Source organism: Prosthecobacter sp. (assembly GCF_044236155.1).
GTDB lineage: Bacteria > Verrucomicrobiota > Verrucomicrobiia > Verrucomicrobiales > Verrucomicrobiaceae > Prosthecobacter.
Genome location: NZ_JBIIHA010000007.1, coordinates 92,686 through 114,524 on the forward strand (window position 1 = coordinate 92,686; position 21,839 = coordinate 114,524).

A 21,839-nucleotide genomic window follows, 5' to 3' on the forward strand; every position below is an offset into this window, starting at 1 on the left:
CGACCATGGAAACCCCGCCCGCCGACCTGAAACCGATCCGTCATTGGCGGGAAGTGCCCGCCTTCGAGTCCGACGAGGCGGAGGTGCGCTTCTGGAGGGCGCATCAGATCGACCCGCGCCTGATGCAGTCGTCGATTCACCGGGCGGACGTTCGTGAGTCCACCACGATCACGCTGCGTTTCGACCCGCGCATGCTCAGCCGCATCAAGCGCGTGGCACGCCGCCGCTACCTCAATTATCAAAGCATGATCAAGCAGTGGCTCAGCGAGCGGATGGAGCAGGAGCTGAAGGACTGAGCCGCCGCGGATAGCTCACGTCACAGCGTCTTCTTCAAAACCTCAGCGGCGGTGAAGCGCATGGTGTTCGAGGCGGGGATCTTCACCGCGATTTCCGGCTTCTTCGGGTTGCGGCCCATGCGCTCGTTCCGGTGCGCCAGCTTGAAGGTGCCGAACCCGACGATGAGAACGCGCCCGTGTTTTTTCACGCCCTGCGTGATCGATTCGAGCACAGCGTCGAGCGCCTCGCCCGCGGCGCGCTTGGAGGTGTCTCCACCGAGCTTCTTCTGCACTTCTTCGATGAGCTGGGCTTTGTTCATGGCAGGATGGGATTCGTTGCTGGTGAAAACGTGGTTTTGTTCCAAACTGAGGTCGATGCCTTTTTATGGCGTCGTCCCCGCGTTTCTCAAACACAAAACTCAGCACCGAATCCATGGACATTCTGAAAAGATTCTTGATTCCGGATGAAAATCCGTCTCTGGCGGAAGGCGTTTTCATAGCGCCGGGTGCCGTGGTGATCGGCGCGGTGGAGATGGGCGCGCAATCGAGCGTCTGGTATGGGTCGGTGCTGCGCGGCGACATCAACCGGATCGTGATCGGACCGCAGAGCAATGTGCAGGACGGCAGCGTGCTGCATGTGAGCGATGATTTTGCCTGCATTCTCGGCGAGCGCGTGAGCGTGGGGCATCGCGCAGTGGTCCACGCATGCACCGTGGACGACGAGGTGCTCGTGGGCATGGGGGCCATCATCATGGACGGCGCGCAGGTCGGTGCGCGCAGCGTCATCGCCGCAGGGAGCCTCGTGACGAAGGGAATGATCATTCCCGAAGGATCGCTTGTGGTCGGGGCGCCTGCGCGCGTGGCGCGCATGCTTACTCCGGAGGAGCGAGCGGCGAACGCCCGCCTCGCGCTCAAATATGTGGAGATTTCGCGGCGCTACCTGGCTCTTGGCCTCGGTGGCGCGCCGGTTGTCGTGTAAAATCAGCTTCGTGCATCTTGCCAGGGCCGCGCGGCGGCATTTATTCCAAGCATCATGAACAAAGATGTCGTCGAAGTGCAGGTGCGCGCGGTACTGCCGCTGGAGGGAAGCTTTGCCGTGTTCCTGGGCGATGAGGAGAAGGTCTTCGTCATCTACATCGACGAGTCCGTCGGCACGGCGATCTCCATGTTCATGCGGGGAGTGTCGAAGGAACGTCCGCTCACGCATGATCTCGTCGGTCATCTCCTCATGGCCTTCGGCGCGAAGGTGGAGCGCGTCATCATCAACAACATCAACGGCAGCGTCTTCCACGCCCGGTTGATCATCTCCGCCGAGAACGAGCTGCACACCTCGCGCAAAGTCATCGAGCTCGACGCACGGCCCAGCGACAGTATCGCGATGGCCGTGCAGCAGGGCGCGCCGATCTTTGTGGCGAAGAAAGTGTGGGACGAGGTCGAGGATGTGAGCGAGACGCTCGCGCAGATCGAAAAACGCGGCCTGGAGGCCCAGCAGGCCGCCGAGGCGACCAAAATCGAGGGGGAAGACGAAGAGGATGACGAACTTGAGGAGTTCAGCGATGAAGACATCAACTCCATCGCGGGCATCCCGGATGGTGATACCGAGGACGACGAATACGACGACGGTTTCGGCGGCGACGATGATGATGAGGAAGGCGAAGAGTGGAAAAAAGCCGACGACAAGTGACCAAGGTCCTCGTTCAACGACGCATCAAGGCGGAACGCAGTTGCAGTGCCTCTCCATAGCCGGGAGCGACAGCGAGAGCGCGGTCAATCGCCGCGATGGCTTCCTCGCGGCGGCCTTGCTGCGCCAAAATCGTGGCGCGGGCATAAGGAATGCCTGGATCGCGTGGATTGGCGAGTTCGCCGCGCTGGAGGGCCTCAAGCGCACCGGGAATGTCCTTCTGGCCGTTTTTGGCGAGGCCGAGATTGTACCAGGCACGTGCGAGCGAGGGATCGAGGCGCACCGCTTCTTGCAGTGACGCGATTACGCCGGCCATGTCGCCGGTTTCGGCGAGCGCGAGCCCGAGTTCATAGTGATACTCGGCGTGATTGGGGGCGAGCTTGATCGCGTCGCGCAATTTACGGATGGCGAGCGGTGTCTGCCCGGTGGCGCTGAACATCATGGCCAGATCGTGGTGGAATGGCGGCGAGTTTGGATCCCACTGAATGGCCGTTTCCATGTGCTTGATGGCCGCGGAGGTGTTGCGGCGGGAGAATTCAAGCTGCGCGAGCTGCATCTGGCCGCTTGGCTGGTCGGCGTTAAGCTCGAGCATGTGCCGCAGATCTTTTCCGGCGGCGGAGTCGAGATGGAGGGTGTCGCGAAGGGCCCATGCGGCGGCAACTCGCACGCCGCGCACCGGGTCGTTGAGAAGCGGCTCGATGCTGGAACGGATGGTGCCGTCCTGCAGCATCGGTTCGAGCGTTCGGACAGCGCTGGTGCGAACGATCGGGTGCGCGTGCTGCAATTGCGCCGTGACAGCGGCTTGAACTGACGGCTGGTCGATCCAGCGGTCGAGCAGCAGTGTGGCGCTGGCCTTCCAGTGCGGGATTTCATCGCTGCCGAGCAGATCGACGAGGCCGTCGCGCGCATCCGTGTCGCCCCGGCGTGCTTTGGCGATCAGCGTGGCCCGCGTGCGTGTTTTGCGGTTCATTTTGTCGCCCCACCACTTCTGGGTGGCTTCCAGCGCCCAGTCGGTGGTTTTGTCGGTGTGGCACTTGTTGCAGGCGTTCGGGACGTTGAACTCCTTCGTGAGCAGCGGATCGGGAATGGTGAAGCCGTGGTCGTGGCGCGGGTGGCGCTGCATGTAAACGGTCTGGGGCATGTGGCAGTTCACGCACTGGTTTCCTGTGCTGGTGGTTTGGTGGAAGCTGTGCGCCTCCGGCATGATGACCGGCGCGTTCGGGAAGCCGCCCTGCGTGTGGCAGCGCATGCAGAGCTGGTTGCCCGGCAGGATGGTTTTCATGCTGTGCATGTCGTGGCAGTCCATGCAGCGCACGCCGGCGTGGTGCATGCGGCTGCTGAAGAAGCTGCTGAACTCGTAGTTCTCGTCGCGAATCTGGCCGTCGGGATAAAACGTGTCGCTCTGGTCGGTGATGGTGAGGTGGTAGTGGTCCCAGAAGGACTCGCCGGGCACGAAGTCGCCGGTGATCTCACCGCGCCGTGCATGACAGCCGGCACAGTTTTCGATTTGCTGGTCACGCGACCATTTCACGAGCGTGGGATCGCCTTTGACGCCGCGATTGGCTTTCTGCCACTCGTTGTGTGATTTCATCGGGCCGTGGCAGGCCTCGCAGCTCACGGTCATCTCAGCCATCGTCGTTTGGTAGCCGTCCTTCGCGGCGTCGTAGTTTTTGCGCAGGCGTGTGTTGTGGCAGGTGGCGCACATCTGGTTCCACACCATGCCCCGGCCGGTCCAGTGACCCCATTCGCCGGGTTTGCGATCTTCGCTGCCATAGACGTTGAACCACTCGCCTTTGTGCGGATCAAAGCAGGCTTCCATCGCCTGGAGACGGCCATTGCCGCCATCGACGAGGAACTGCCGCAACGGATCGTGGCCGATCACGCGCTCGACCTTGTAAGGCGCCACCTTGTTGCCAAAGCCGAGCGCGGTGAGGATGTAATCCGCGTCTTGTTTGGCCGCCGTCGTGCTCTGCGAGCCGTGAGCGAACGTTTTGGCGGGAACGAACGCGGTGTCATCGTGTTTCGCGTCCGGTTTGCGTTCCGCGAGGCCATGGTGAGAGCTCTCCCACTTGGTGAACTGCTCGGGGTGGCATTCGCGGCAGGATGCCGAGCCGGCGTATTGCGCGAAGACGGCTTTTTCGTCCGGCAAGAGGAACGGCTCGGCCTTGGCCAGTGAAACGACGGCCGGGGCCGGCAGCGGAGTGAACGATCTGCCCGGCCACATGAACTTCACAAGCAGGGCGACCATGCCGAGGGCAATCGTCCCCATGATCACAGCTGCCTTCCACGATGACGCTGGCGGTTCAGGTGCTGGCGGGGACTTTTTCTTCATGCGTGCGCCAGACTAGGCGGACGCTGGAACGGCGCAAGACAGGCTGAAGAATCAGAAATCGAGGTAGATCTCCGCGCGGCGGTTGTGGCTGCGGCCTTCGGGGTCGTCGGAGCCGTCCGATTTTTTGTTCGGGCTGAGCGGCTGGGCTTTGCCGAGCGCGGCGGTTTCCACCTGCGTTTCAGGAACGCCGAGGGCGACGAGCTGCTTTTTCACGGTTTCAGCGCGGTTGCGGGAGAGGTTGATGTTGTAGTCGTCGGCGCCTTTTTCGTCGGTGTGGCCGGCGATGCGGAGTTTTTTCGACGGGTCGGCCTTCATGAGCGCGGCGATGACATCGATCTGCTTTTGCGCGCGCGGATGCAGTTCGGCGCGGTCGTATTCAAAGTAGAGCGCGAGCGATTCGCCGCCTTTCGGGTTCTTCACGATGGGCGTGTAGGGTACGCCGAGTTTCGAGGCGTTTTTCGCAAAGGAGCCGAGGATATCGGAGAGGTTGAGGCCGGCGACCTTCCAGGACTGCGCGATGTCGGCGCGCTTCAATTCGACGCCGAACTCGGTGTTTTGCTGGAGCGTCTCGGACTGCACCTGGGCGATGACCCAGGAAACTTCGGGATTGGCAATGGTGACGATGAGCGGCTTGCCGGGGTTGAGGGAGTACTGGCCTTCCTCGAAGACAATGCAGAGGCCGACGAGGCGCTCGACAGGCACCTTGGTTTCATCCACAAACTTGCGGGCGGCCGTGAAATCGTGCTTGAGCAGGTGGCTGACGAAGTCGCTGGCGAAGGCGAGCGCGTCGGTGCCCTCGTCCACTGCGAAAAGTTGCTTCATCGGCGCGAGCGTGCCTGGGGCGGGCGGCGTGGTGCCCGGCGCGGTTGGCGCGGACGGGGCGGCGGGCATGGCGGCGACGGCGCTGCTCATTTCCTTGGGGAAGGTGGCTTTCGCGATCTTCCAGCCCATGCGTTCGTCACGTTCCAGGTCGAGTTGGATGCGGACGGACTCGCCCGTGCCGGGTTTCGTGAAGGGGATGGCGATGCGGGTGCGGTTCTCGACGAGGCCGAGCAGCGCCACCTGGTCCTCCGCGCCCGGCTTGAAACCCATTTCGGCGAGTTTTTGGAAGAGCTTGGCGGCGCTTTCAGACTGCGCGGTGTCACCGGCGGCGGCGAGGCGTCCCGCATTTGCAAAATCGCCAGTGGTGAGGCTGCGCACGAGCTGACGGCCCAAGTCGATGGGCCGTGCAAAGGCGAAGGAAACAGGCGGCGGGGCAGGAACGGGCGGCGGCTCGATTTTCGGCGACGGGGCGGGCGTTGCCGGCATCGGTGCGGCAGGTTTGGTGGCCGCCGTTTCGCTTTTGGCCTGATTGTCGGCAGTTTTTACGGTCTCGGAGGCCGCTGCCTGCTCCTGAGCCATCATCTTTTTCTTGGTGAAGAGGAAAAAGATCGCGGTGCTGAGGGCAAGGGCTGCGACGACGATGAGGATGGGTACGATGCTGCCGCCGTGAGTGGAACGGACAGGGTGGGGACGGGGCGGAGGATGCATGGCCGGGAGGAGGCTGTCCTGTGACAGCAGCAAAGATGCCACCACGGGCGGTGTTGAATCAAGGCTTATTATGCGTCCCGGTTTGCTCAGCGTTTCTCCTCGGTGCCGGGAGTGACCTGGCCGCCACGCATCTTGGATTTCAGGCGGGACCAGAAGTCGTCGCCGTCCTTGGGCTCGTCCTTGGTGCCGGAGGTGGTGGTGTTGAAGGAAGGCACATCGACGCTGGCGGTGCGCGTCCCATCGCTGCTCGTGTCGGCGAGGGCGCGGCCGTAGGGGGCGAAGTTGTTCACCGGCACGTCGTATTTTTGCGTGCTGGAGGAAAGGACGCGGCGCGCGTTGATGAAGGCGGTGGGGCTGTAATAATTCGACGAATCGCGGGCGAAGGAGCTGCGGTTCATGCCGATGTGGAGGTTTTTGCGCACCTCGAAGTGCAGATGGACGGGATACATGCCGTTGTTGCCGCCCATCGTGCCGACGAGCTGTCCTTTTTCGACCAGTTCATGCAATTTGACCTTCCGCTCATGCAGATGCGCGTAGAGGGAGTCCACCATGGCGAGCCTGCCGTCGGCTTCGCGGAAAATGTGGCGCACGAGGATGCAGTTTCCCCAGCCCACACCGATGTTTTGGGAAAAAATGACCACGCCGCGTCCCATCGCATAAATCGGAGCGCCGAGGTCGCTGTCACCACCACCGCGGCCGTTCCAGTCCTCGCCGAGATGGCCGTTGGGCCAGTAACCACGCGCCTTGTAGTAGCCGTCGGCGTCCGGTTTGCCGACTGGGAAGTCGAAACCGTCTGCCAACCGCACGCGGATGGTGGAGCCGGACTGCGCGCTGACACCGGAAGGCAGGAGCAGGGCGGCGCAGGCGCAGGCCATGACGGTTCGCCAGGCGGAAGAGACGCGCCGTGAGGTCAGGGGTGGGTTGGAGGCATTGGCTGGCATGCCGGAAAGGGCAGGGATGGTAGCCGAAATCGTCGCAAAGGCCAGCTTGAAAACCCTTCGCATGCAAGAGATGTCCGTCAGGGCTCGAAATTTCCACAGTCAATGCAGCGACTGAAGTGTGACCGCTTGCAAAGCAACACACCGCGTCCGACAGTCTTTTTTTTCCGCTCACTACTTTCTCCAACCTGCTCATGCCTGACTGGCTCGCGATCATCCTCCTCGGCATCATCGAAGGTGTCACCGAATTTCTGCCCATCTCCTCCACCGGGCACCTGCTCATTCCGCAAAACCTCGGCCTGCTGCCTGCGAAGAGCGATTTGTTCAACGTGGTGATCCAGAGCGGCGCGGTGCTCGCCGTGCTGGCTGTTTTCACCGAGCGAGTGAAGCAGCTCGCCACCACGCTCGGAGATGCCAGCACGCGGGATTATCTCGCCAAGCTGGCCGTTTCCTTTTTCATCACCGCCGTCGGCGGTCTGGTCGTCAAAAAGCTCGACATCGAGCTGCCGGAGACCATTCCGCCCGTGGCCTGGGCCACGCTGGCCGGCGGCGTGATCATCCTGGTGCTGGAGTTTTTGCACAAGGACAAGCCCGGCACGCCGGACATCACCTGGACGGTGGTGGTGGCCGTGGCGCTGGCGCAACTTCTCGCCGCGGTGTTTCCCGGCACTTCACGATCCGGGGCTAGCATCCTGATGGCGATGGCGTTTGGTGTGGCGCGGCCTGCGGCGACTGAATTTTCATTTCTGCTCGGCATCCCCACGCTCATGGCGGCCGGCGGCTTCAAAATCCTCTCCGCCATCAAGGACGGCGAGGCCGGCAACGAAGACTGGGCCATGGTCGTCCTCGGCACGGTGGTTTCCGCCGTCTCCGCGTTCATCGTGGTGAAGTGGCTCATCCGATTCTTGCAGGGGCACACGTTCAATGGCTTCGCCTGGTATCGCATCGTCCTCGGCGTGGCCTTGCTGGCCTGGGCGGGCACCGGAGGAGGACGTTGAGATGATGGCGATGCTCCAGGGCTGGTTCCGGCGCACGGTCTTCAAGACCATCCGCTTCCTCAAGCATCCGCGCAAACTGCGGGAGAGGCCGGTCATGCGCTGGTTTGCTCGTCACTTCCTCGACAAGCGCGTGTGGAAGCCCACGCAGCACACGCTCGCCGGCGGCATGGCCGTCGGCACCTTCATCACGCTGCAACTGCTGCCCATCCAGATGCCCACGGCCACGATCCTGGCCGCCATCTTCCGTGTGAACATCCCCGTGGCCCTGGTGCTGTGCTGGTTGAGCAATCCCTTCACCATTCCCTTCATCGCCTGGCTGGAGTACACCATCGGGAAGTGGTTCCTGGCGCTCTACACCAAAGTGCCCGCCACGCCTTTTCCCACCGAGCTGCCTGAGTCGATGGTGGATGCCTGGCTGGTGCTCAAGGAGCATGCGCCCGTCATGCTCGTGGGTGGCGTCATTCTTGGCGCGGCCGTTGCTCTGGCCGGCTACATCGCCACGTGGGGTGCGTGGGAGGTCACCGCGCGCGTGGAGGCGGCGAAAAAATTGCGGGCTGCGCGCCCGGCGTGATCTTTTGGAAGATCACGGCTGGAAGGCATGAAAAACCTTGTTCAGGCGCGTGCTTTGCGTTCTCATGGGCGCATCAAACGCAAAATGACCGAGGCTGAACGCAGAATCATCGCCGCCCAGGGCTATGTGGAGCTGGGGCTCTTTGACGAGGCCCGGGAGGAGCTCGCTCCGCTCCCGCCGGAGATGCATGATCGTGTGGATGTCATCGAGATCACGCTGCTCTGCCTCATGGGCGGGCACCGCTGGGCGGAGGCGCTGGCGCTGGCCACAAAACTCTGCGCACAGGAGCCGGGCGGTTACATTCACGCGGCCTTCTGCCTGCATGAGCTCGGCCGCACCGCCGAGGCGGTGGACGTCCTCTCCCGCGGACCGGCCACGCTGCGCACGAAATCCGTCTATTACTACAACATGGGCTGCTATCACGCCCGCCTCGGCCTGCATGACAAGGCGCTGGCTTACCTTGACCGCGCTTTTCAAATGGACGGCGAGCTGCGGCACCATGCGAAAAAGGACCGCGACCTCGACTGCCTCCGCGCGCAACTAGAGACCCACCCCGCATGAGCACGCCGGCCAGTCCTGCGAACCTCCAGGCCGTGCGCGCCTGGTTTGAGGAGAGCTTTCGCACACGCTGGGAGATGGGCGCTTCGGTTTCCATCTGGCAGCATGGGCGCGAGGTCTTGAGCCTGGCGCATGGACATTGCGACCGCGCCCGTTCGCGCGTTTGGAATGAAAACACGCTCGTTCCTGTCTGGTCCGCCACCAAGGGCCCCGCCGCCGTGTGCTGCCTCCTCGCGCTGGAAGAGGCGGGCATACCGCTCGAGTGCCCGGTGGCCGAGGTGTGGCCAGAGTTCGTCGGCGGTGGCAAATCGAACGTCGCCTTCATCCATCTGCTCACGCACACGGCGGGTTTGTGCGCCCTCGACCAGCGCACGCCGATCTACAACTACGAGGCCGTCGTCGAGGCGCTGGAGCGCCAGCATCCGCTGTGGGAGCCGGGCACTCGCCAGGGCTATCACGCGCGCACCTTCGGCTTTCTGCTGGATGAAATCGTGCGCCGTCTCACCGAGGCGGAGTCGCTCGGCGAGTACTTCCGCGAGGTCTTCGGCAGTCCCATGGCGCTCGATTTCTGGATCGGCCTGCCCAGCGCGCAGTGGGACCGTGTTTCGCCGATTTATCCTGGCAAAATCAGCATCGCCAACAGCGACCAGCCGTTCATCAAAGCCTTCAACACCGCCGGCACGCTCACGCAGCGCACGTTCACCTCGCCCTTCGGTCTGAACGCGGTGAGCGACTTCAACCAAAGCGAAACATGGGCGCGTGGCTATGCCAGCATGGGCGGCGTCGGCAGCGCGCGCGGACTGGCGCAATTTTACAGCATGCTCGCGCAGGGCGGGCGCTGGAACGGCGCGCAGATCATTCCTGAATCGGTCACCCGGCGCTTTGAGCAGACGCTCACCCAGGAGAACGACTCCGTGCTGCTCACCCCCGTCGCCTTCTCCAACGGCATGATGCAGGATCCGATCGATGAAGATCCGGAGTCCGCGAACCATGGGGGCAAGCTGCGCCAGCTCTACGGTCCGAGCTTGAAAGCCTACGGTCATCCCGGCGCCGGCGGCAGCCTCGCCTTCGCCGATCCGGAGAACGGCATCTCATTCGCCTACGTCATGAATCAAATGGAAGTCGGCGCTCTTCCCGGAGAACGCGTGCAGGGGTTGGTGAAGGCTCTGTACGGCGGCTGATCAATCGGCGACGTCGTGTTTGCCCTCGATGACGGCGATGTTTTTTCCGCCGCTGCCGGTGATTTTGTTTCCTTTCACCACATGCGCTTCGCCCAAGAGGTGAATGCCATCGTCGGCGCTGCCGCTGATTTCGTTCTGAATCACGGAGTTCTTCTGCGTGCGTGCGTTGATCTGAACCGCGTTTTTCAGGCTGCCAGTGATGGCGTTGAGCGCCACCACGTTGCCTTGCTCGATGATTTTAACCTCCGTGGCGGCGGTGATGAGCACGCCCGTGCCACAGGCGCTGATTTCATTGCTGGCGACGAGGCAGCGCTGCGAACCGGCAAGCTCGATGCCAGTCTGGCAGCGCGTCACATGGTTGTGCGTGATCGAGCAGCCGCTCATCCTTTCTCCAAACACCACCACCGTGCCTGCGATGTCACGAAACGTGCAATCCTCGATCTCCAGCGCCTCGATGGCGGCCTTTGGCAGCAGAACGGCAGAGCGACGTTGATTTTGGAAAAAGCAGCGCCCCACACGCACCTTCGCCAGCTTGTTCGCCAAGCCCGTCTCCGCCATTTCCGACACAGCATCCTGACCGCCGTCGAGGGTTAGCTTCTCAATCCGCACTTCCTCGCAGGTCCCGCCCAGCAAAAACAGCGAGACCGCCTTCGGGGCGGCCTTCAGCACCGTCTCCTCCGCATCCAGGCCGACAATCCGCAGCTTTTTGGCATCTTTGATCATCAGACCGCGCTCGATCACATGCACTCCGTGCGGAATGACCACCTCGCCGCCACCCGCCTTGATAGCGTCATCGATGAACTTCTGAATCGCCGCCTCAGGGAGGGCATGAGCGGGTTGGCTGAGCAAAAGGAGCGGTAGGAGAAGCAGGAGCCGGTTCATGAAGGAGTTGTGTTTGATTGAATCGCTCCGCTGCTGGCTTTTTTCGCCTTCTTTCGTTTCTTTCCGCCACTCTCATGAAGTTTCTATCCCGCCCCGGCTTCTACATCATCGCGCTGCTCATCGCCGCGATGGCGCTGCTCACGCTGTGGATGCAGTGGAAGCTCGATTCACTGCCCAAACGCAAACTGAAACAAGAAACGCCTCCCGCTGCCGTTCCCACCTCGCCATGAAGCTCCTGACCAGCCTTTTCATCCTTGCGTGCGCTCTCGCCGCCCACGCCCGCGAGCCGAACGTCATCTTCATTCTCGCCGATGACCTCGGCCCCGGCGATCTCGGCTGCTACGGCCAGAAGTACATCAAGACGCCTAATCTCGACCGCATGGCGGCGGAGGGCATGCGCCTCACGCAGCATTACACTGGCAACGCGGTCTGTGCTCCCTCGCGTTGCGTGCTCATGACCGGCCTGCATCCTGGACACGCCTTCATTCGCGACAACCGCCAGGCCGACAACGCCAAGGGACTGCCGAAAATGGGCAAACCGGAGCATGAAGGTCAGTTTCCGATTCCAGACGCCGCCATCACACTCGCCGAGGTCTTCAAGTCGATGGGCCACACCACCGGCGGTTTCGGCAAATGGGGCCTGGGCGGTCCGGGATCGACCGGCGAGCCGCTGAAGCAGGGGTTTGACCGCTGGTTCGGCTACAACTGCCAGGGCGTCGCGCACAATTTCTATCCCACCTATCTGTGGGACAACGACAAGACCATCGAGCTGAAGAACCCGCCGTTCCCCTCCAACGACAAGCTCAAGCCCGACGAGGACCCGAACAAGCCGGAGAGCTACCGGCGCTTCCAAGGCACCGAATACTCCGCCGACCTCATCGCGGAGCAGGCGCTCAAGTTCGCCCGCGACAACAAGGACAAGCCCTTCTTCCTCTACTGGCCCACCACCGCGCCGCATGTCGCGCTCCAGGTGCCGGATGACTCGTTGCAGGAATACCTCGGCAAGTTTGACGATCCGCCCTATCCCGGCGGCAAAGGCTACCTGCCGCACTTCAAGCCCAAGGCCGCTTACGCCGCCATGATCACCCGCATGGACCGCGAGATCGGCCGGATGATGACGCTCATCGCCGAACTCGGTCTCGATGAGGACACCATCTTCGTCTTCACCAGCGACAACGGCCCTGTCAGCGGCACGCATCAAGGACTCGCCGGCACTGACTGCGCCTTCTTCAATTCCAACCAAGGCCTGCGCGATGGCAAAGGCACGCTCTACGAAGGCGGTTTCCGCTCCCCCGGCATCGTGCGCTGGAAAGGAAAGATCAAGGCCGGCGCGACCAGCGACCGCGTCACCGGCTTCGAGGACTGGATGCCCACGCTCGCCGAACTCATCGGCGCGAAGGACAAAACACCGAAAACCGACGGCATCAGCTTCGCGCCGACGCTGCTCGGTGAGAAGCAACCGGCGCGTGAGTTCTTGTATCGCGAGTTCCCCGGCTACGGCGGCCAACAGATCCTGCGCATGGGCGATTGGAAGCTCGTGCGCCGCCAACTCAGCGGCAAAGGCGCGAAAGCCAGGGCCTCCGCTCCAAGCGAGGAGCTCTTCAACATCACCACCGATCCCGCCGAGACAAAAAACGTCGCGGCTGAGCATCCTGACATCATCACCCAGATGAAGACCATCATGGCCGCACAGCACACCACCAGCGCTGATTTTCCGATGGCGGCGCTGGATCAGTGAGCTAAATCACAGCAGCCGCTTGCGCTTGAAGAACCAGATCGGCAGCACAGCGGAGAGCACGATGACCACCATGACGATGAAGAAGGCCCAGCCGTGGCCCTGCGCGGGCAGGCCGACGTTCATTCCGTAGATGCTGGCGATCAAAGTCGGCGGCATGAAGAGCACGCTGGCGACAGTGAAGATCTTGATGATCTGGTTCTGCTGGATGTTGATGAGGCCGAGAGTGGACTCCAGCAGGAAGGTCATCTCCTGCGTCTGCTGGTTGGTGTAATCGTCCAGGCTCTTGATGTCGCGCATGACGCTGCGGAACTGCGCGGCGAGATCCCCGCGCATCCAGGTGGCGGCGTTGTTGAGGAAATACTGCAGCATGCGGCTGAGGCTGAGCAGGCTCTCGCGCAGGTTCGCGACGAGGGCGCTGCGGCGGCCGAGGAGCTTCACCACGTCGCTGAGATCCTTTTCCACGCGGGCGTGCGCCTTGTGCGGGTCGAGGCTGAAAATGTCACGGCAGATTTTTTTCATGTCGCCCTCGACGCTTTGCAGCGCGTCGGCGATGCGGGCGACGATGAGCTCCAGCAGCAGGAGGAAGACCGCGTCGCTGCTCAGCGGCATGCTGCACTGGCGCTTCGCCTGATCCACGAGCACGCGGAAGGCCATCGGGTCGGCATAGCGCACGGTCGTGAGACAGTCGGGCGCGATGACGAATGAGATCGCGGTGCTGTCGGGATCCGGCGTGTCGAGACCGACGGGCAGCCACGCGGTCATGTAAAGCGCGCCTTTCTCCATATACAGGCGGCTGGATTCCTCGATCTCCTGCATTTCCTCACGCGTGGGGAGCTGGTATTCGAGCCACTTTTCCGCCTCCAGCTCTTCGCCACGTCCCGGATTCAGCAGGTCGAGGAAGACAAGATTGTCCGGGAACGGATGCGATTTCTCGTCGTTCCAGTCGATGAGTTGTCCTTGCTGGGTGAGAAGGCGGACCATGCGTGCGGTTTGAGGGCGTGCATGGTAGTCGTCATGCATCAACGTGCCACCGCAAAGTCCGCAGCATGTGATTTAATAACGCGGCATTTCAGGATCGACGAGGTCGGCCCACGCGTCGATGCCGCCGCGCATGCTCTGCGCGTGAATGAAGCCATATTCCCGCAGCCACTGCGCCGCACGGAGGCTGCGCATGCCATGATGGCAGTAGATGATGAGATGCTCCTGGGTGTTCGCGAAAACCTGCGGCGCCAGCTCGCCGAAACGGGAGAGCGGGACGAGCTGAGCGTCCGGCAGATGGCAGACGTGCCATTCGCTTTCCTCGCGGCAGTCGATCAGGCGGAAGGTGCGCTCGCCAGGGCGTCCCATGAGATAGCTGACATCGGTGGGGCTGATTTCAATCGGCGTTTCCGGTGTCATGACGGCGGCGGGCTGGGATCAGGGACGCACGGTGACGGGCGTGCCTTTGACGACGTTGTGGTAAAAAATGGCCGCCATGTGGCCGGGCATGCGCACGCAGCCGTGGGAGGCGGGATAGCCGGGCAGGAAGCCCTCATGCATGCCGATGCCGCCGGTGAAGCGCATGAAGTGATGCATCTTCGAGCCCTCGAAGCGTGTGCCGGGCGGCGGCTTGTCCTTGGTGATGTCGATGTTCGCCACGACCACGTTTCCGGCGTAGTCCACAAAGTCGCCGTACAGGTTGGATTTATGCCACTGGTCTTTTTCGATGACCTTGAAGTTTCCGGTCTTGGTCGGGTGTTTTTCGTCACCCGTCGAAAGGGCGGAGACGCCCGCCAGCGTGCCTCCCTTGTAAAAGTAGGCCTTCTGATCACTGAGATCGATGGTGATGCTGGCCGCGCCGCTGATGCCGTCGCCGTCCCAGTAGGAGACCTGGTCGGCGTTGTACATCGCGGAATGCGGCACGCTGCCGGGATTGAAGGCTTCGAGGTACTGCGTCTGTCCGCGTGAAGCGACATTCTGGCAGGACACCAGCAGGGCGACGGCGGAGAAAAGGGCGAGGCGGATGATCTTTGAGGTCTCCAGATGGCTCATGCGTGGGGAAATCGGGCGCGTTTTTTCGCCGCGACACATGCCGTGCCACGGGCATCTGTCCAGCGTCAATCAATGCACGCCTTTGTCCGCGAGATAGCGTTCAGCCTCCAGCCCTGCGGCGCAGCCCTGGCCGGCGGCGGTAATGGCCTGGCGATAGACATGATCCGCCACGTCACCGGCGGCGAAGAGGCCCTCCGTTTTCGTGCGTGTGCCCTGGGTTTGCAGGATGTAGCCGTTCTCATCGGTATCGACGAGATCGCCGAGGAAGGCCGCGTTCGGAATGTGGCCGATGGCGACGAAGACGCACTTCAGCTCCAGTTCGCTCTTTTCGCCGGTGACGAGGTTTTGCAGCGTCACAGCACGCATCTCGCCTTTTTCATCGGTCAGGTACTCGCTGACGGTACTGTTCCAGACCGGCTTGATCTTCGGATTGGCGAGTGTGCGGTCGGCCATGATCTTCGAGGCGCGGAGGGTGTCGCGGCGGTGGATCAAATAGATCGTGCTGGCGAATTTGGTGAGGAAACCGGCCTCCTCGCAGGCGCTGTCACCGCCGCCGATGACGCAGACGGGCACGTTGCGGTAGAAAGCGCCATCGCAGGTGGCGCAACTGGTCAAACCGTGGCCGATGAGGGCTTTTTCGTTCGGCAGGCCGAGATGCTTCGGTGAGGCACCGGTGGCGATGATGACGCTGTGCGCCTCATAGACCGTGCCGCTTTCTGTGACGACCTCAAAATGGCCCGCAGCGGTCTTTTTGACGCTGCTGACGAGCGAGTACTCGATGCGCGCGCCGAATTTCTCCGCCTGCGCCTGCATGTTCATCATGAGCTCGGGGCCCATGATGCCGTTCGGGAAGCCGGGGAAGTTTTCCACCTCGGTCGTGGTCGTGAGCTGGCCGCCGGGGAGGTTGCCGGAGAGGATCAGGGGCTTCAAATTCGCGCGGCCGGTGTAAATCGCTGCCGTGTAGCCGGCGCAGCCGGTGCCGATGATGATGACGTTTTCCATGGGAGAAAGGGGTTGGGCGGGAGAAAGGTCGCGGAAGATGGAAAGGCGGACCGGAGGCGCAAGGAGCGCTTTTTCCAATCCCGCGATTGGAGTTTGAGGAAGTCGCGTTTATTCCAAGAACGATGCCCGCCCCCGACCCGGACGCCAAAGCCAGCCGCCGCACGCTCGCGACGCTGTTTTTCTGCACGGCGATGCCGATGGGCATGTGGGGCGTGCCGCTGGCGAACGTCTTCACCGCGCACGGCCGTGGTCATCTCGTGCCGCTGGTGTTTTCCACCACGGCCGTCGCCGCCTTCATCTCGCCGCTGTTTGTCGGGGCGATGGCGGACCAGAAGCATTCGCCGGTGCTGCTGCTGCGCTGGCTCACGGCGGCCACCAGCGCCGCGCTGCTGCTCACCTGCGGCTCGCTGGCATGGGGATGGAGCGACACAGCGGTGCTGGCCTGCGCGCAGGTGCAGGCGCTCGTTGCCACGCCGGTGTGGAGCGTGGCCAGCAGCATTGTTTTCTCCCAATTGCATGATGCGAAGCGGCAGTTCGGCCCGTTACGGGCCTGGGCCACGGGCGGATGGATGGTGGGATGCTGGATCATCAGCTTTGTGCTGAAGGCGGACGCCTCGCTCCTCGGTGGTCTCACAGCCGCGTGCCTGTGGCTGGTGGTGATGACCCTGACATGGCGTCTGCCGGACATTCCGCCCGGTGAAGTTGTCCAGCATCGCACCTGGCGGCAGATTCTAGGCCTGGATGCGCTCGAGCTGCTCAAAAACCGCGATCACCGCGTCGTGTTCATCACAGCGGCGCTGTACTGCATCCCGCTGGCAGCATTTTATCCCTACACCTCGCGGCATCTCGGTGATCTCGGTGTGAAAAACATCTCCGCCGTGATTTCGCTCGGGCAGACGACGGAAATCCTCGTCATGATGGTTCTTGCGGGCGTGCTGGCCCGTGTGCGTTTGAAATGGGTCTTCCTTTCAGGCATCGCGATCTGCGTGGTGCGCTATTCCTTCAACGCGCTCGCCACCACGGGCTGGGTGATGTTCGGCACGCTGATGCATGGATTTGCATTCACGCTCTACTTCATCACCACGCAGATTTATCTGGAGGAACGCATCGATCCCAAATGGCGCGTGCGCGCCCAGGCCTTGCTGGCGCTGCTGATGAGCGGCGTGGGGAACTTGTGCGGCTATCTCGGCGGCGGCTGGTGGTACGATGCCTGCACAAAGGACGGCGCCACCGACTGGTCGCGCTTCTGGTGGGGCGAGACGGCGCTCACCGCGGCGGTGTGCGTGTTCTTTGCGCTCGCATATCGCGGACGCCGGCACCATGAGGAAACCAGAATGACAAATGCAGAATGAATGACCAAGTCCGAATGATTGGACCATCCGTCATAAGCCATTCTGGTTCCGACATTCCTGCCGTCAGGCAAGCCCGGCGCGCACGAGCAGCGCCATCGCGTCGGGATCGCGGCCCATGAAGTCGTGGTAGAGCTTCGCGGGGTCCTCGGAGTTGCCTTTGCTAAGGATGGTGTCGCGAAACTCACGGCCGACGGCGGGATTGAGCACGCCTTCCTTCTGGAAACGCGTGAACGCGTCGGCGTCGAGCACCTCGGCCCACTTGTAGCTGTAGTAGCCGGCGGCGTAGCCGACAGGATTGCTGAAAAGATGGCCGAAACGGCGCGCCATCGTCGGCGGCTCGGTTTTCAGCGGCATGACGTAACCTTCGAGCAGCTTGCGGGCGAGCTTGTCGAGGTCCGCGCCCTCGTCGGTGGAGTGGTGCATGTGCAACTCGAGGTCCAGCTTTCCGAAGGCGAGCTGACGCATGATGTCGCTGGCGCTGCGGTAGTTTTTCGCGGCGAGCATCTTCTTGAAGAGCTTCGCGGGGATCGCCTCGCCGGTCTCGTGATGGCGCGCGAAGAGATCGAGGCTTTCGCGCTCCCAGCAGAAGTTTTCCAGCAGTTGCGAGGGCAGCTCGACAAAATCCCAGTAAACGCTGACGCCGTTGAGCGAGGGGATTTCTACATTGCCGCAGATCTGGTGCAGCAGGTGGCCGAACTCGTGAAACACGGTGCAGACCTCGTCGTGCGTCAGCAGAGCGGGCTTGCCGTCGACGGGCGGTGTCATGTTGCCGCAGATGAGGCCGAGGTGCAGGCGGCGGTCACGCTCGCCGCTCGGCGGCACGCCCATCTTGAGGTAGTTCATCCACGCGCCGCCGCGTTTCGAGTCACGCGGATGCCAGTCGGCATAGAAGGAGCCGATGTGGACATCCTTCTCATTGCGCACCTCATAAAATTTCACCTCGGGGTGCCAGACCTCAACAGGGCCGGCTTTTCCGGGCTGGGGGCTGACGTTTGCGGGAGCCTCCGTGCCTGGCGCGACGTAAACGACCTCGCGCGGCGTGATGCGCAGGTCGAACACCTTCTCCGCGAGCTGGAACATGCCGGCGAGCACCTTGTCGAGCGGGAAGTAAGGGCGCAGCTCCTCCTCGTCGAAGTCATACTTGGCCTTGCGCTGTTTTTCGGCCCAGAAAGCGACCTCCCACGGCTCGAACAAATCGACGGGCTGATGACCTGCGTCGGCGCGGTATTCCTGCAGTTCGATCGTTTCGCGCTGGAAGGCCTCCTGAATGCGCGAATAGAGATCCTCGATAAAGCGCAGCGCGCTGCGGCCGGTCTTTGCCATGCGATGGGCGAGAATGTGGTCGGCGAAGTTCGCCTTGCCCATGATTTGCGCCTTTTCATGGCGCAGGCGGAGGATTTTCCAGACAAGTTCCGTGTTGTCGTGCTCGCCGCCGCGCCCGATGCTGCCGGTGCCTTCCCAAACCTGTTTGCGGATGGACTCGTCCTCCAGGTATTCCATGACCGGGATCATGGAGGGTGCTTTCAACGTGAAGCGCCATGCGGGCTTCTCCGGAGTGCCGTGATTTTTGGCCGCGGCATCAGCACGGGCTGACTCGATGGCCGAGGGCGGCAGGCCTTGCAGGCGGGCAGGGTCGTCAATGATGAGCTCCCACTTGTTCGTCGAGTCGAGCACGTTCTCGGAATACTTCTGGGTGAGCTGTGAAAGCTCGGTGGAGAGTTCCTCCATCCGCTTCTTCTGCTCCGGCGGCAGGTCGGCACCGGCCTCGATGAAGCCCTGCATCTCCTCTTCCAGCGCGCGTTTGCGCACTGGTCCGAGTTTTTTCGCATCCTCGGTGGTGCTGTAGGTGACGAGCAAGTCCCACAGGTGCTCGTTGAGCGGGATTTTGGCGAAGAAGGCGCTCACTTCAGGCAGCATCTTGTTGTGCGCCTCGCGCAGGGCGGGGGAGTTGCACAGCGAGTCGAGATGCGTCACGAGGCCCCAGGCTTCGTTCAGGCCGCGTGTGACCTCGTCGAGGCCGAGCACGACGGATTCAAAGCTCAATTTGCCGCGGTCCTGGTCGATGAGCGCGTCGAGATCCGCCTGGGCCTTTTCAAGGGCGGCGCGGATGTCGGCTTCGATGTGATCCGGGGTCAGCGATGACCAGCGGATGTGAAAATCCTGGGTGAGAAATGGTGCTGCCATGGTGGGGGTTGGCGGGCGCGACTATGGAGGGTTTGAGTGGCGAGGCAAACGACATCACCGCGTTGTTCTTCGCTCAAAATGGCGCGTGCATTGACAAAGTGGCGGTGCTTCACACCATGCGCGCACCATGTCCGACTCCGCTCCCCTCCGCCGCACTCCGCTGCACTCCGTGCATGTCGAGATGGGAGCGCGGATGGTGCCCTTTGCAGGTTGGGACATGCCGGTTCAATACACGGGCATCGTCGAGGAGCACAAGGCCGTGCGTCAAAGCGTCGGCGTGTTCGACATCTCGCACATGGGGCAGTTCATCGTGAGTGGAAAGGGCGCGGAGGCCTTTCTGAACCGCATTTTGACGAACGACATCGCCAAGCTCGCCCCTGGACAAGGCCAGTACACGCTGCTGCTGAACAGGAATGGCGGCGTGATCGATGATTTGATCGCCTACCGCACGAGCGAGCGCGAATTCTTCCTCGTGGTGAACGCCTCGCGCATCGACGCCGACTGGGCGCACATCGAGTCGCTGCTCACGAATGAGGACGACGTGATGATGGCCAATGCGAGCGACTTCACCGCCGGTCTCGCCATCCAGGGGCCGAAATCACGCGAAGTCGCCGCCGCGATCTTCGGCAGCCACGATTCCTTCCCCGCGCACAACACGATCCTCGTCACCATGACCGAAACAGGCCCGATGTGGCTCTGCGGCACCGGCTACACAGGCGAGGAAGGCTTTGAGTTCTTCATGCCGATGGAAACGGCCGATACGTGGTTCCGCAAGATCGTGGATGCCGTAAAAGCCGCAGGTGGTCTCCCATGCGGCCTCGGCGCGCGTGACACGCTGCGTCTCGAAATGGGCTACCCGCTCAATGGCAATGATCTGTCTGAAACCCGTACGCCGCTGCAGGCTGGGCTTGGCTTCTTTGTGGCTCTCGAGAAAGACGGTTTTGTTGGTCGTGAGGCGCTGCTGGCGCAAAAAGCCGCAGGGTTGTCCGACAAATTGGCGGCCTTCCGCATGACCGGAACCGCGCCGCCGCCACGTCCGCATTATCCTGTGGTGCATGACGGTCAAATCGTCGGCGAGGTGTGCAGCGGCACGCAATCCCCCAGCCTCGGCACCGGCATTGGCATGGCCTATCTGCCGTTGGACGCGGCGAAGATCGGCGCGACCATCGAGATCGAAATTCGTGGCCGACGTTTTCCTGCGGAGATCGTGAAGAAGCCGTTTTACCGCAAGCCCGTCGATTGATTTCCAACCAAGCATTCCCATGAGCAACGTTCCCGACAATCTCCGCTACCGCGAATCCCACGAATGGATCGACCCCATGCAGAACCCGTCCCCCGTGGGCATCACGGACCACGCGCAGGCCGAGCTGACGGATGTTGTCTTCGTTGATCCTCCCAAAATCGGTGCGCAGGTCAGCGCCGGGCAGCAGGTGTGCGTGATTGAGTCGGTGAAAGCGGCCAGTGACATCTACGCGCCTGTTTCGGGCGAGATCGTCGAGGTCAATGAGACGCTGAGCAACGATCCCGGCCTGCTCAACCGCGATCCCTATCTCGGCGGCTGGATTTTCAAGATCAAGGCCTCGAACCCGGCCGAGGCGGACGCGTTGATGAACGCTGAGGCGTATCGCAAGCACATTGGTTGAAGCTCCGCGTCTTGCAGGAACGCCGCACGCAAGATTCGCACGCAGTTTTTGGCTGCATCAGGTGACGGATTCGTTACTCATCACGGACAATTCGAGCCATGCCCCCCGAAGCATCTTCTCCAGTCGCCACTGTCCCCGCCGGTTTTCAACTCAAGCCCATCGACGCCTACCACAGGCGTCATCGCACCTTTCCAGCCAAAGGGTTGGCCGAAAAAATCGTCAACAAGCTGCAAGATGTCATCGAGGCCGCGATCGCCCACTGCTCGGTGCATGGTGATCCGCCGATCTACGACTCGAAACATTTCCCATGGGTCACGCAGATCGAGGCGGACTGGAAGAAAGTGCGCGCCGAGCTCGACGCGGTGATGAAATACCGCGACGCCATACCCAGCTTCCAGGACATCGTGAAGGAGGTCGGCATGATCCAGGGCGACGATCAATGGAAGACCTTTTTTCTCAAAGGTGTCGGCATGGACTGCCAGGAGAACGCCCGTCACTGTCCGGAGACGATGAAGGTGCTCGACATGATCCCCGGCTGCACCACGGGCTTCTTTTCGATCCTTTCGCCGCGGAAGCACATCCCCGAGCATCGCGGCCCCTGGGCGGGCGTGCTGCGCATGCATCTCGGCCTGCTCGTGCCCGAGCCGCGTCATCAATGCCGCATCCGCATCGCGAACGAAGTGTATGCCTGGGAGGAGGGAAAAGCGGTCATCTTTGACGACACCTACAATCACGAGGTCTGGAACGACACCAATGGTTACCGCGTGGTGCTGTTTGTCGATTTCGCGCGTCCGCTGCGCTTCCCCTTCAATCTGATCAACCACTGGATCATGAACCTCGCCGCGCTCGCGCCCTTCCTCCGCGAGGCCAAGGGCAAGCAGAAGGCGTCCGAGAAAAAATTCTGGGCGCTCTTTGGCAAGTGACACCCGCTTCCGGCTGGCTA

General features: G+C 62.2%; 23 protein-coding genes. 13 read left to right on the forward strand and 10 right to left on the reverse strand.

The annotated features are described in order from the left end of the window. The first annotated feature begins 5 nt into the window (after positions 1-5). Positions 6-296 (forward strand): CopG family antitoxin, encoded by a 291-nt coding sequence (locus ACILSE_RS08290; RefSeq protein WP_395716908.1) that lies wholly within the window; start codon positions 6-8, stop codon positions 294-296. Positions 297-316: 20 nt separating this feature from the next. Here the strand turns inward: ACILSE_RS08290 and ACILSE_RS08295 are convergent, their stop codons facing one another. Next, a complete protein-coding gene (locus ACILSE_RS08295) occupies positions 317-595 on the reverse strand; it encodes an HU family DNA-binding protein (protein WP_395716909.1) in 279 nt (92 codons plus the stop codon). 134 nt (positions 596-729) lie between these two features. Between ACILSE_RS08295 and ACILSE_RS08300 the strand changes: the two genes are divergently transcribed. Next, positions 730-1,254 (forward strand): gamma carbonic anhydrase family protein, encoded by a 525-nt coding sequence (locus ACILSE_RS08300; protein ID WP_395716910.1) that lies wholly within the window; start codon positions 730-732, stop codon positions 1,252-1,254. A gap of 54 nt (positions 1,255-1,308) precedes the next feature. Next, a complete protein-coding gene (locus tag ACILSE_RS08305; RefSeq protein ID WP_395716911.1) occupies positions 1,309-1,959 on the forward strand; it encodes a bifunctional nuclease family protein in 651 nt (216 codons plus the stop codon). Positions 1,960-1,972: 13 nt separating this feature from the next. Here ACILSE_RS08305 and ACILSE_RS08310 read toward each other — a convergent pair whose 3' ends face one another. The 3 genes from ACILSE_RS08310 to ACILSE_RS08320 all read right to left on the reverse strand — a co-directional run bounded on the left by ACILSE_RS08310 (position 1,973) and on the right by ACILSE_RS08320 (position 6,693). Beyond that, complete coding sequence (locus ACILSE_RS08310; RefSeq protein ID WP_395716912.1) at positions 1,973-4,288, reverse strand: cytochrome c3 family protein; 2,316 nt, start codon at positions 4,286-4,288, stop codon at positions 1,973-1,975. 51 nt (positions 4,289-4,339) lie between these two features. Continuing rightward, positions 4,340-5,818, reverse strand: coding sequence for an OmpA family protein (locus tag ACILSE_RS08315; RefSeq protein ID WP_395716913.1), 1,479 nt, complete (start codon positions 5,816-5,818; stop codon positions 4,340-4,342). Positions 5,819-5,904: 86 nt separating this feature from the next. Next, on the reverse strand, positions 5,905-6,693 hold the full coding sequence (locus ACILSE_RS08320; RefSeq protein WP_395716914.1) for a M23 family metallopeptidase: 789 nt from the start codon (positions 6,691-6,693) through the stop codon (positions 5,905-5,907). A gap of 257 nt (positions 6,694-6,950) precedes the next feature. On the opposite strand from ACILSE_RS08320, the gene ACILSE_RS08325 reads away from it, so the two are divergent. From ACILSE_RS08325 to ACILSE_RS08340, 4 genes are read left to right on the forward strand one after another with little or no spacing between them, the layout of a single operon-like run. Further along, positions 6,951-7,754 (forward strand): undecaprenyl-diphosphate phosphatase, encoded by an 804-nt coding sequence (locus ACILSE_RS08325; RefSeq protein ID WP_395716915.1) that lies wholly within the window; start codon positions 6,951-6,953, stop codon positions 7,752-7,754. Position 7,755: 1 nt separating this feature from the next. Further along, on the forward strand, positions 7,756-8,325 hold the full coding sequence (locus tag ACILSE_RS08330) for a DUF2062 domain-containing protein (protein ID WP_395716916.1): 570 nt from the start codon (positions 7,756-7,758) through the stop codon (positions 8,323-8,325). Between the two features lie 27 nt (positions 8,326-8,352). Next, positions 8,353-8,886 (forward strand): TPR end-of-group domain-containing protein, encoded by a 534-nt coding sequence (locus tag ACILSE_RS08335; RefSeq protein ID WP_395716917.1) that lies wholly within the window; start codon positions 8,353-8,355, stop codon positions 8,884-8,886. Next, positions 8,883-10,064, forward strand: coding sequence for a serine hydrolase domain-containing protein (locus ACILSE_RS08340; protein ID WP_395716918.1), 1,182 nt, complete (start codon positions 8,883-8,885; stop codon positions 10,062-10,064). Before ACILSE_RS08335 ends, ACILSE_RS08340 begins: the two co-directional genes overlap by 4 nt. Here the strand turns inward: ACILSE_RS08340 and ACILSE_RS08345 are convergent, their stop codons facing one another. Then, the gene (locus ACILSE_RS08345) at positions 10,065-10,946 is read right to left on the reverse strand and encodes a right-handed parallel beta-helix repeat-containing protein (protein WP_395716919.1); all 882 of its coding nucleotides are present in this window, start codon (positions 10,944-10,946) and stop codon (positions 10,065-10,067) included. Between the two features lie 74 nt (positions 10,947-11,020). On the opposite strand from ACILSE_RS08345, the gene ACILSE_RS08350 reads away from it, so the two are divergent. Together ACILSE_RS08350 and ACILSE_RS08355 are read left to right on the forward strand one after the other, a co-directional pair. Beyond that, positions 11,021-11,176, forward strand: coding sequence for a hypothetical protein (locus ACILSE_RS08350; protein WP_395716920.1), 156 nt, complete (start codon positions 11,021-11,023; stop codon positions 11,174-11,176). Next, positions 11,173-12,684: an arylsulfatase gene (locus ACILSE_RS08355; RefSeq protein ID WP_395716921.1), complete on the forward strand. Its 1,512-nt coding sequence runs from the start codon at positions 11,173-11,175 to the stop codon at positions 12,682-12,684. Before ACILSE_RS08350 ends, ACILSE_RS08355 begins: the two co-directional genes overlap by 4 nt. Before the next feature lie 6 nt (positions 12,685-12,690). On the opposite strand, the gene ACILSE_RS08360 is transcribed toward ACILSE_RS08355, so the two are convergent. The 4 genes from ACILSE_RS08360 to trxB form a co-directional block, all read right to left on the reverse strand. Beyond that, positions 12,691-13,665, reverse strand: coding sequence for a magnesium transporter CorA family protein (locus tag ACILSE_RS08360; RefSeq protein ID WP_395716922.1), 975 nt, complete (start codon positions 13,663-13,665; stop codon positions 12,691-12,693). Positions 13,666-13,737: 72 nt separating this feature from the next. Beyond that, positions 13,738-14,082 carry a rhodanese-like domain-containing protein gene (locus ACILSE_RS08365; protein WP_395716923.1) on the reverse strand — a complete coding sequence of 115 codons (345 nt, stop codon included), beginning with the start codon at positions 14,080-14,082 and terminating at the stop codon, positions 13,738-13,740. Positions 14,083-14,100: 18 nt separating this feature from the next. Then, positions 14,101-14,715 carry a L,D-transpeptidase family protein gene (locus tag ACILSE_RS08370; protein WP_395716924.1) on the reverse strand — a complete coding sequence of 205 codons (615 nt, stop codon included), beginning with the start codon at positions 14,713-14,715 and terminating at the stop codon, positions 14,101-14,103. A gap of 69 nt (positions 14,716-14,784) precedes the next feature. Continuing rightward, positions 14,785-15,717, reverse strand: a complete 933-nt coding sequence (gene trxB / locus ACILSE_RS08375; protein ID WP_395716925.1) for a thioredoxin-disulfide reductase — start codon at positions 15,715-15,717, stop codon at positions 14,785-14,787. A 122-nt stretch (positions 15,718-15,839) separates the two neighbouring features. Here trxB and ACILSE_RS08380 point away from each other — a divergent pair, with 122 nt between their 5' ends. Further along, entirely contained in the window at positions 15,840-17,069 is a 1,230-nt protein-coding gene (locus tag ACILSE_RS08380) for an MFS transporter (protein ID WP_395716926.1), read from the forward strand. A gap of 63 nt (positions 17,070-17,132) precedes the next feature. On the opposite strand, the gene ACILSE_RS08385 is transcribed toward ACILSE_RS08380, so the two are convergent. Further along, the gene (locus ACILSE_RS08385) at positions 17,133-19,253 is read right to left on the reverse strand and encodes a M3 family metallopeptidase (RefSeq protein ID WP_395716927.1); all 2,121 of its coding nucleotides are present in this window, start codon (positions 19,251-19,253) and stop codon (positions 17,133-17,135) included. A gap of 127 nt (positions 19,254-19,380) precedes the next feature. Here ACILSE_RS08385 and gcvT point away from each other — a divergent pair, with 127 nt between their 5' ends. The 3 genes from gcvT (at position 19,381) to ACILSE_RS08400 (ending at position 21,819) form a co-directional block, all read left to right on the forward strand. After that, a complete protein-coding gene (gcvT, locus tag ACILSE_RS08390) occupies positions 19,381-20,496 on the forward strand; it encodes a glycine cleavage system aminomethyltransferase GcvT (protein ID WP_395716928.1) in 1,116 nt (371 codons plus the stop codon). Between the two features lie 19 nt (positions 20,497-20,515). Further along, positions 20,516-20,896 (forward strand): glycine cleavage system protein GcvH, encoded by a 381-nt coding sequence (gene gcvH, locus ACILSE_RS08395; protein ID WP_395716929.1) that lies wholly within the window; start codon positions 20,516-20,518, stop codon positions 20,894-20,896. Between the two features lie 98 nt (positions 20,897-20,994). After that, positions 20,995-21,819: an aspartyl/asparaginyl beta-hydroxylase domain-containing protein gene (locus ACILSE_RS08400; protein WP_395716930.1), complete on the forward strand. Its 825-nt coding sequence runs from the start codon at positions 20,995-20,997 to the stop codon at positions 21,817-21,819. Positions 21,820-21,839 lie beyond the last annotated feature (20 nt).

What these genes read in the sequence shown, in the direction of transcription:
- ACILSE_RS08290 (WP_395716908.1), top strand. Translation starts at nt 6, where the DNA reads ATGGAAACCCCGCCCGCCGACCTGAAACCGATCCGTCATTGGCGGGAA.
- ACILSE_RS08295 (WP_395716909.1), bottom strand. Translation starts at nt 595, where the DNA reads ATGAACAAAGCCCAGCTCATCGAAGAAGTGCAGAAGAAGCTCGGTGGA.
- ACILSE_RS08305 (WP_395716911.1), top strand. Translation starts at nt 1,309, where the DNA reads ATGAACAAAGATGTCGTCGAAGTGCAGGTGCGCGCGGTACTGCCGCTG.
- ACILSE_RS08310 (WP_395716912.1), bottom strand. Translation starts at nt 4,288, where the DNA reads ATGAAGAAAAAGTCCCCGCCAGCACCTGAACCGCCAGCGTCATCGTGG.
- ACILSE_RS08315 (WP_395716913.1), bottom strand. Translation starts at nt 5,818, where the DNA reads ATGCATCCTCCGCCCCGTCCCCACCCTGTCCGTTCCACTCACGGCGGC.
- ACILSE_RS08320 (WP_395716914.1), bottom strand. Translation starts at nt 6,693, where the DNA reads ATGGCCTGCGCCTGCGCCGCCCTGCTCCTGCCTTCCGGTGTCAGCGCG.
- ACILSE_RS08325 (WP_395716915.1), top strand. Translation starts at nt 6,951, where the DNA reads ATGCCTGACTGGCTCGCGATCATCCTCCTCGGCATCATCGAAGGTGTC.
- ACILSE_RS08330 (WP_395716916.1), top strand. Translation starts at nt 7,756, where the DNA reads ATGATGGCGATGCTCCAGGGCTGGTTCCGGCGCACGGTCTTCAAGACC.
- ACILSE_RS08335 (WP_395716917.1), top strand. Translation starts at nt 8,353, where the DNA reads ATGAAAAACCTTGTTCAGGCGCGTGCTTTGCGTTCTCATGGGCGCATC.
- ACILSE_RS08340 (WP_395716918.1), top strand. Translation starts at nt 8,883, where the DNA reads ATGAGCACGCCGGCCAGTCCTGCGAACCTCCAGGCCGTGCGCGCCTGG.
- ACILSE_RS08345 (WP_395716919.1), bottom strand. Translation starts at nt 10,946, where the DNA reads ATGAACCGGCTCCTGCTTCTCCTACCGCTCCTTTTGCTCAGCCAACCC.
- ACILSE_RS08350 (WP_395716920.1), top strand. Translation starts at nt 11,021, where the DNA reads ATGAAGTTTCTATCCCGCCCCGGCTTCTACATCATCGCGCTGCTCATC.
- ACILSE_RS08355 (WP_395716921.1), top strand. Translation starts at nt 11,173, where the DNA reads ATGAAGCTCCTGACCAGCCTTTTCATCCTTGCGTGCGCTCTCGCCGCC.
- ACILSE_RS08360 (WP_395716922.1), bottom strand. Translation starts at nt 13,665, where the DNA reads ATGGTCCGCCTTCTCACCCAGCAAGGACAACTCATCGACTGGAACGAC.
- ACILSE_RS08365 (WP_395716923.1), bottom strand. Translation starts at nt 14,082, where the DNA reads ATGACACCGGAAACGCCGATTGAAATCAGCCCCACCGATGTCAGCTAT.
- ACILSE_RS08370 (WP_395716924.1), bottom strand. Translation starts at nt 14,715, where the DNA reads ATGAGCCATCTGGAGACCTCAAAGATCATCCGCCTCGCCCTTTTCTCC.
- trxB (WP_395716925.1), bottom strand. Translation starts at nt 15,717, where the DNA reads ATGGAAAACGTCATCATCATCGGCACCGGCTGCGCCGGCTACACGGCA.
- ACILSE_RS08380 (WP_395716926.1), top strand. Translation starts at nt 15,840, where the DNA reads ATGCCCGCCCCCGACCCGGACGCCAAAGCCAGCCGCCGCACGCTCGCG.
- ACILSE_RS08385 (WP_395716927.1), bottom strand. Translation starts at nt 19,253, where the DNA reads ATGGCAGCACCATTTCTCACCCAGGATTTTCACATCCGCTGGTCATCG.
- gcvT (WP_395716928.1), top strand. Translation starts at nt 19,381, where the DNA reads ATGTCCGACTCCGCTCCCCTCCGCCGCACTCCGCTGCACTCCGTGCAT.
- gcvH (WP_395716929.1), top strand. Translation starts at nt 20,516, where the DNA reads ATGAGCAACGTTCCCGACAATCTCCGCTACCGCGAATCCCACGAATGG.
- ACILSE_RS08400 (WP_395716930.1), top strand. Translation starts at nt 20,995, where the DNA reads ATGCCCCCCGAAGCATCTTCTCCAGTCGCCACTGTCCCCGCCGGTTTT.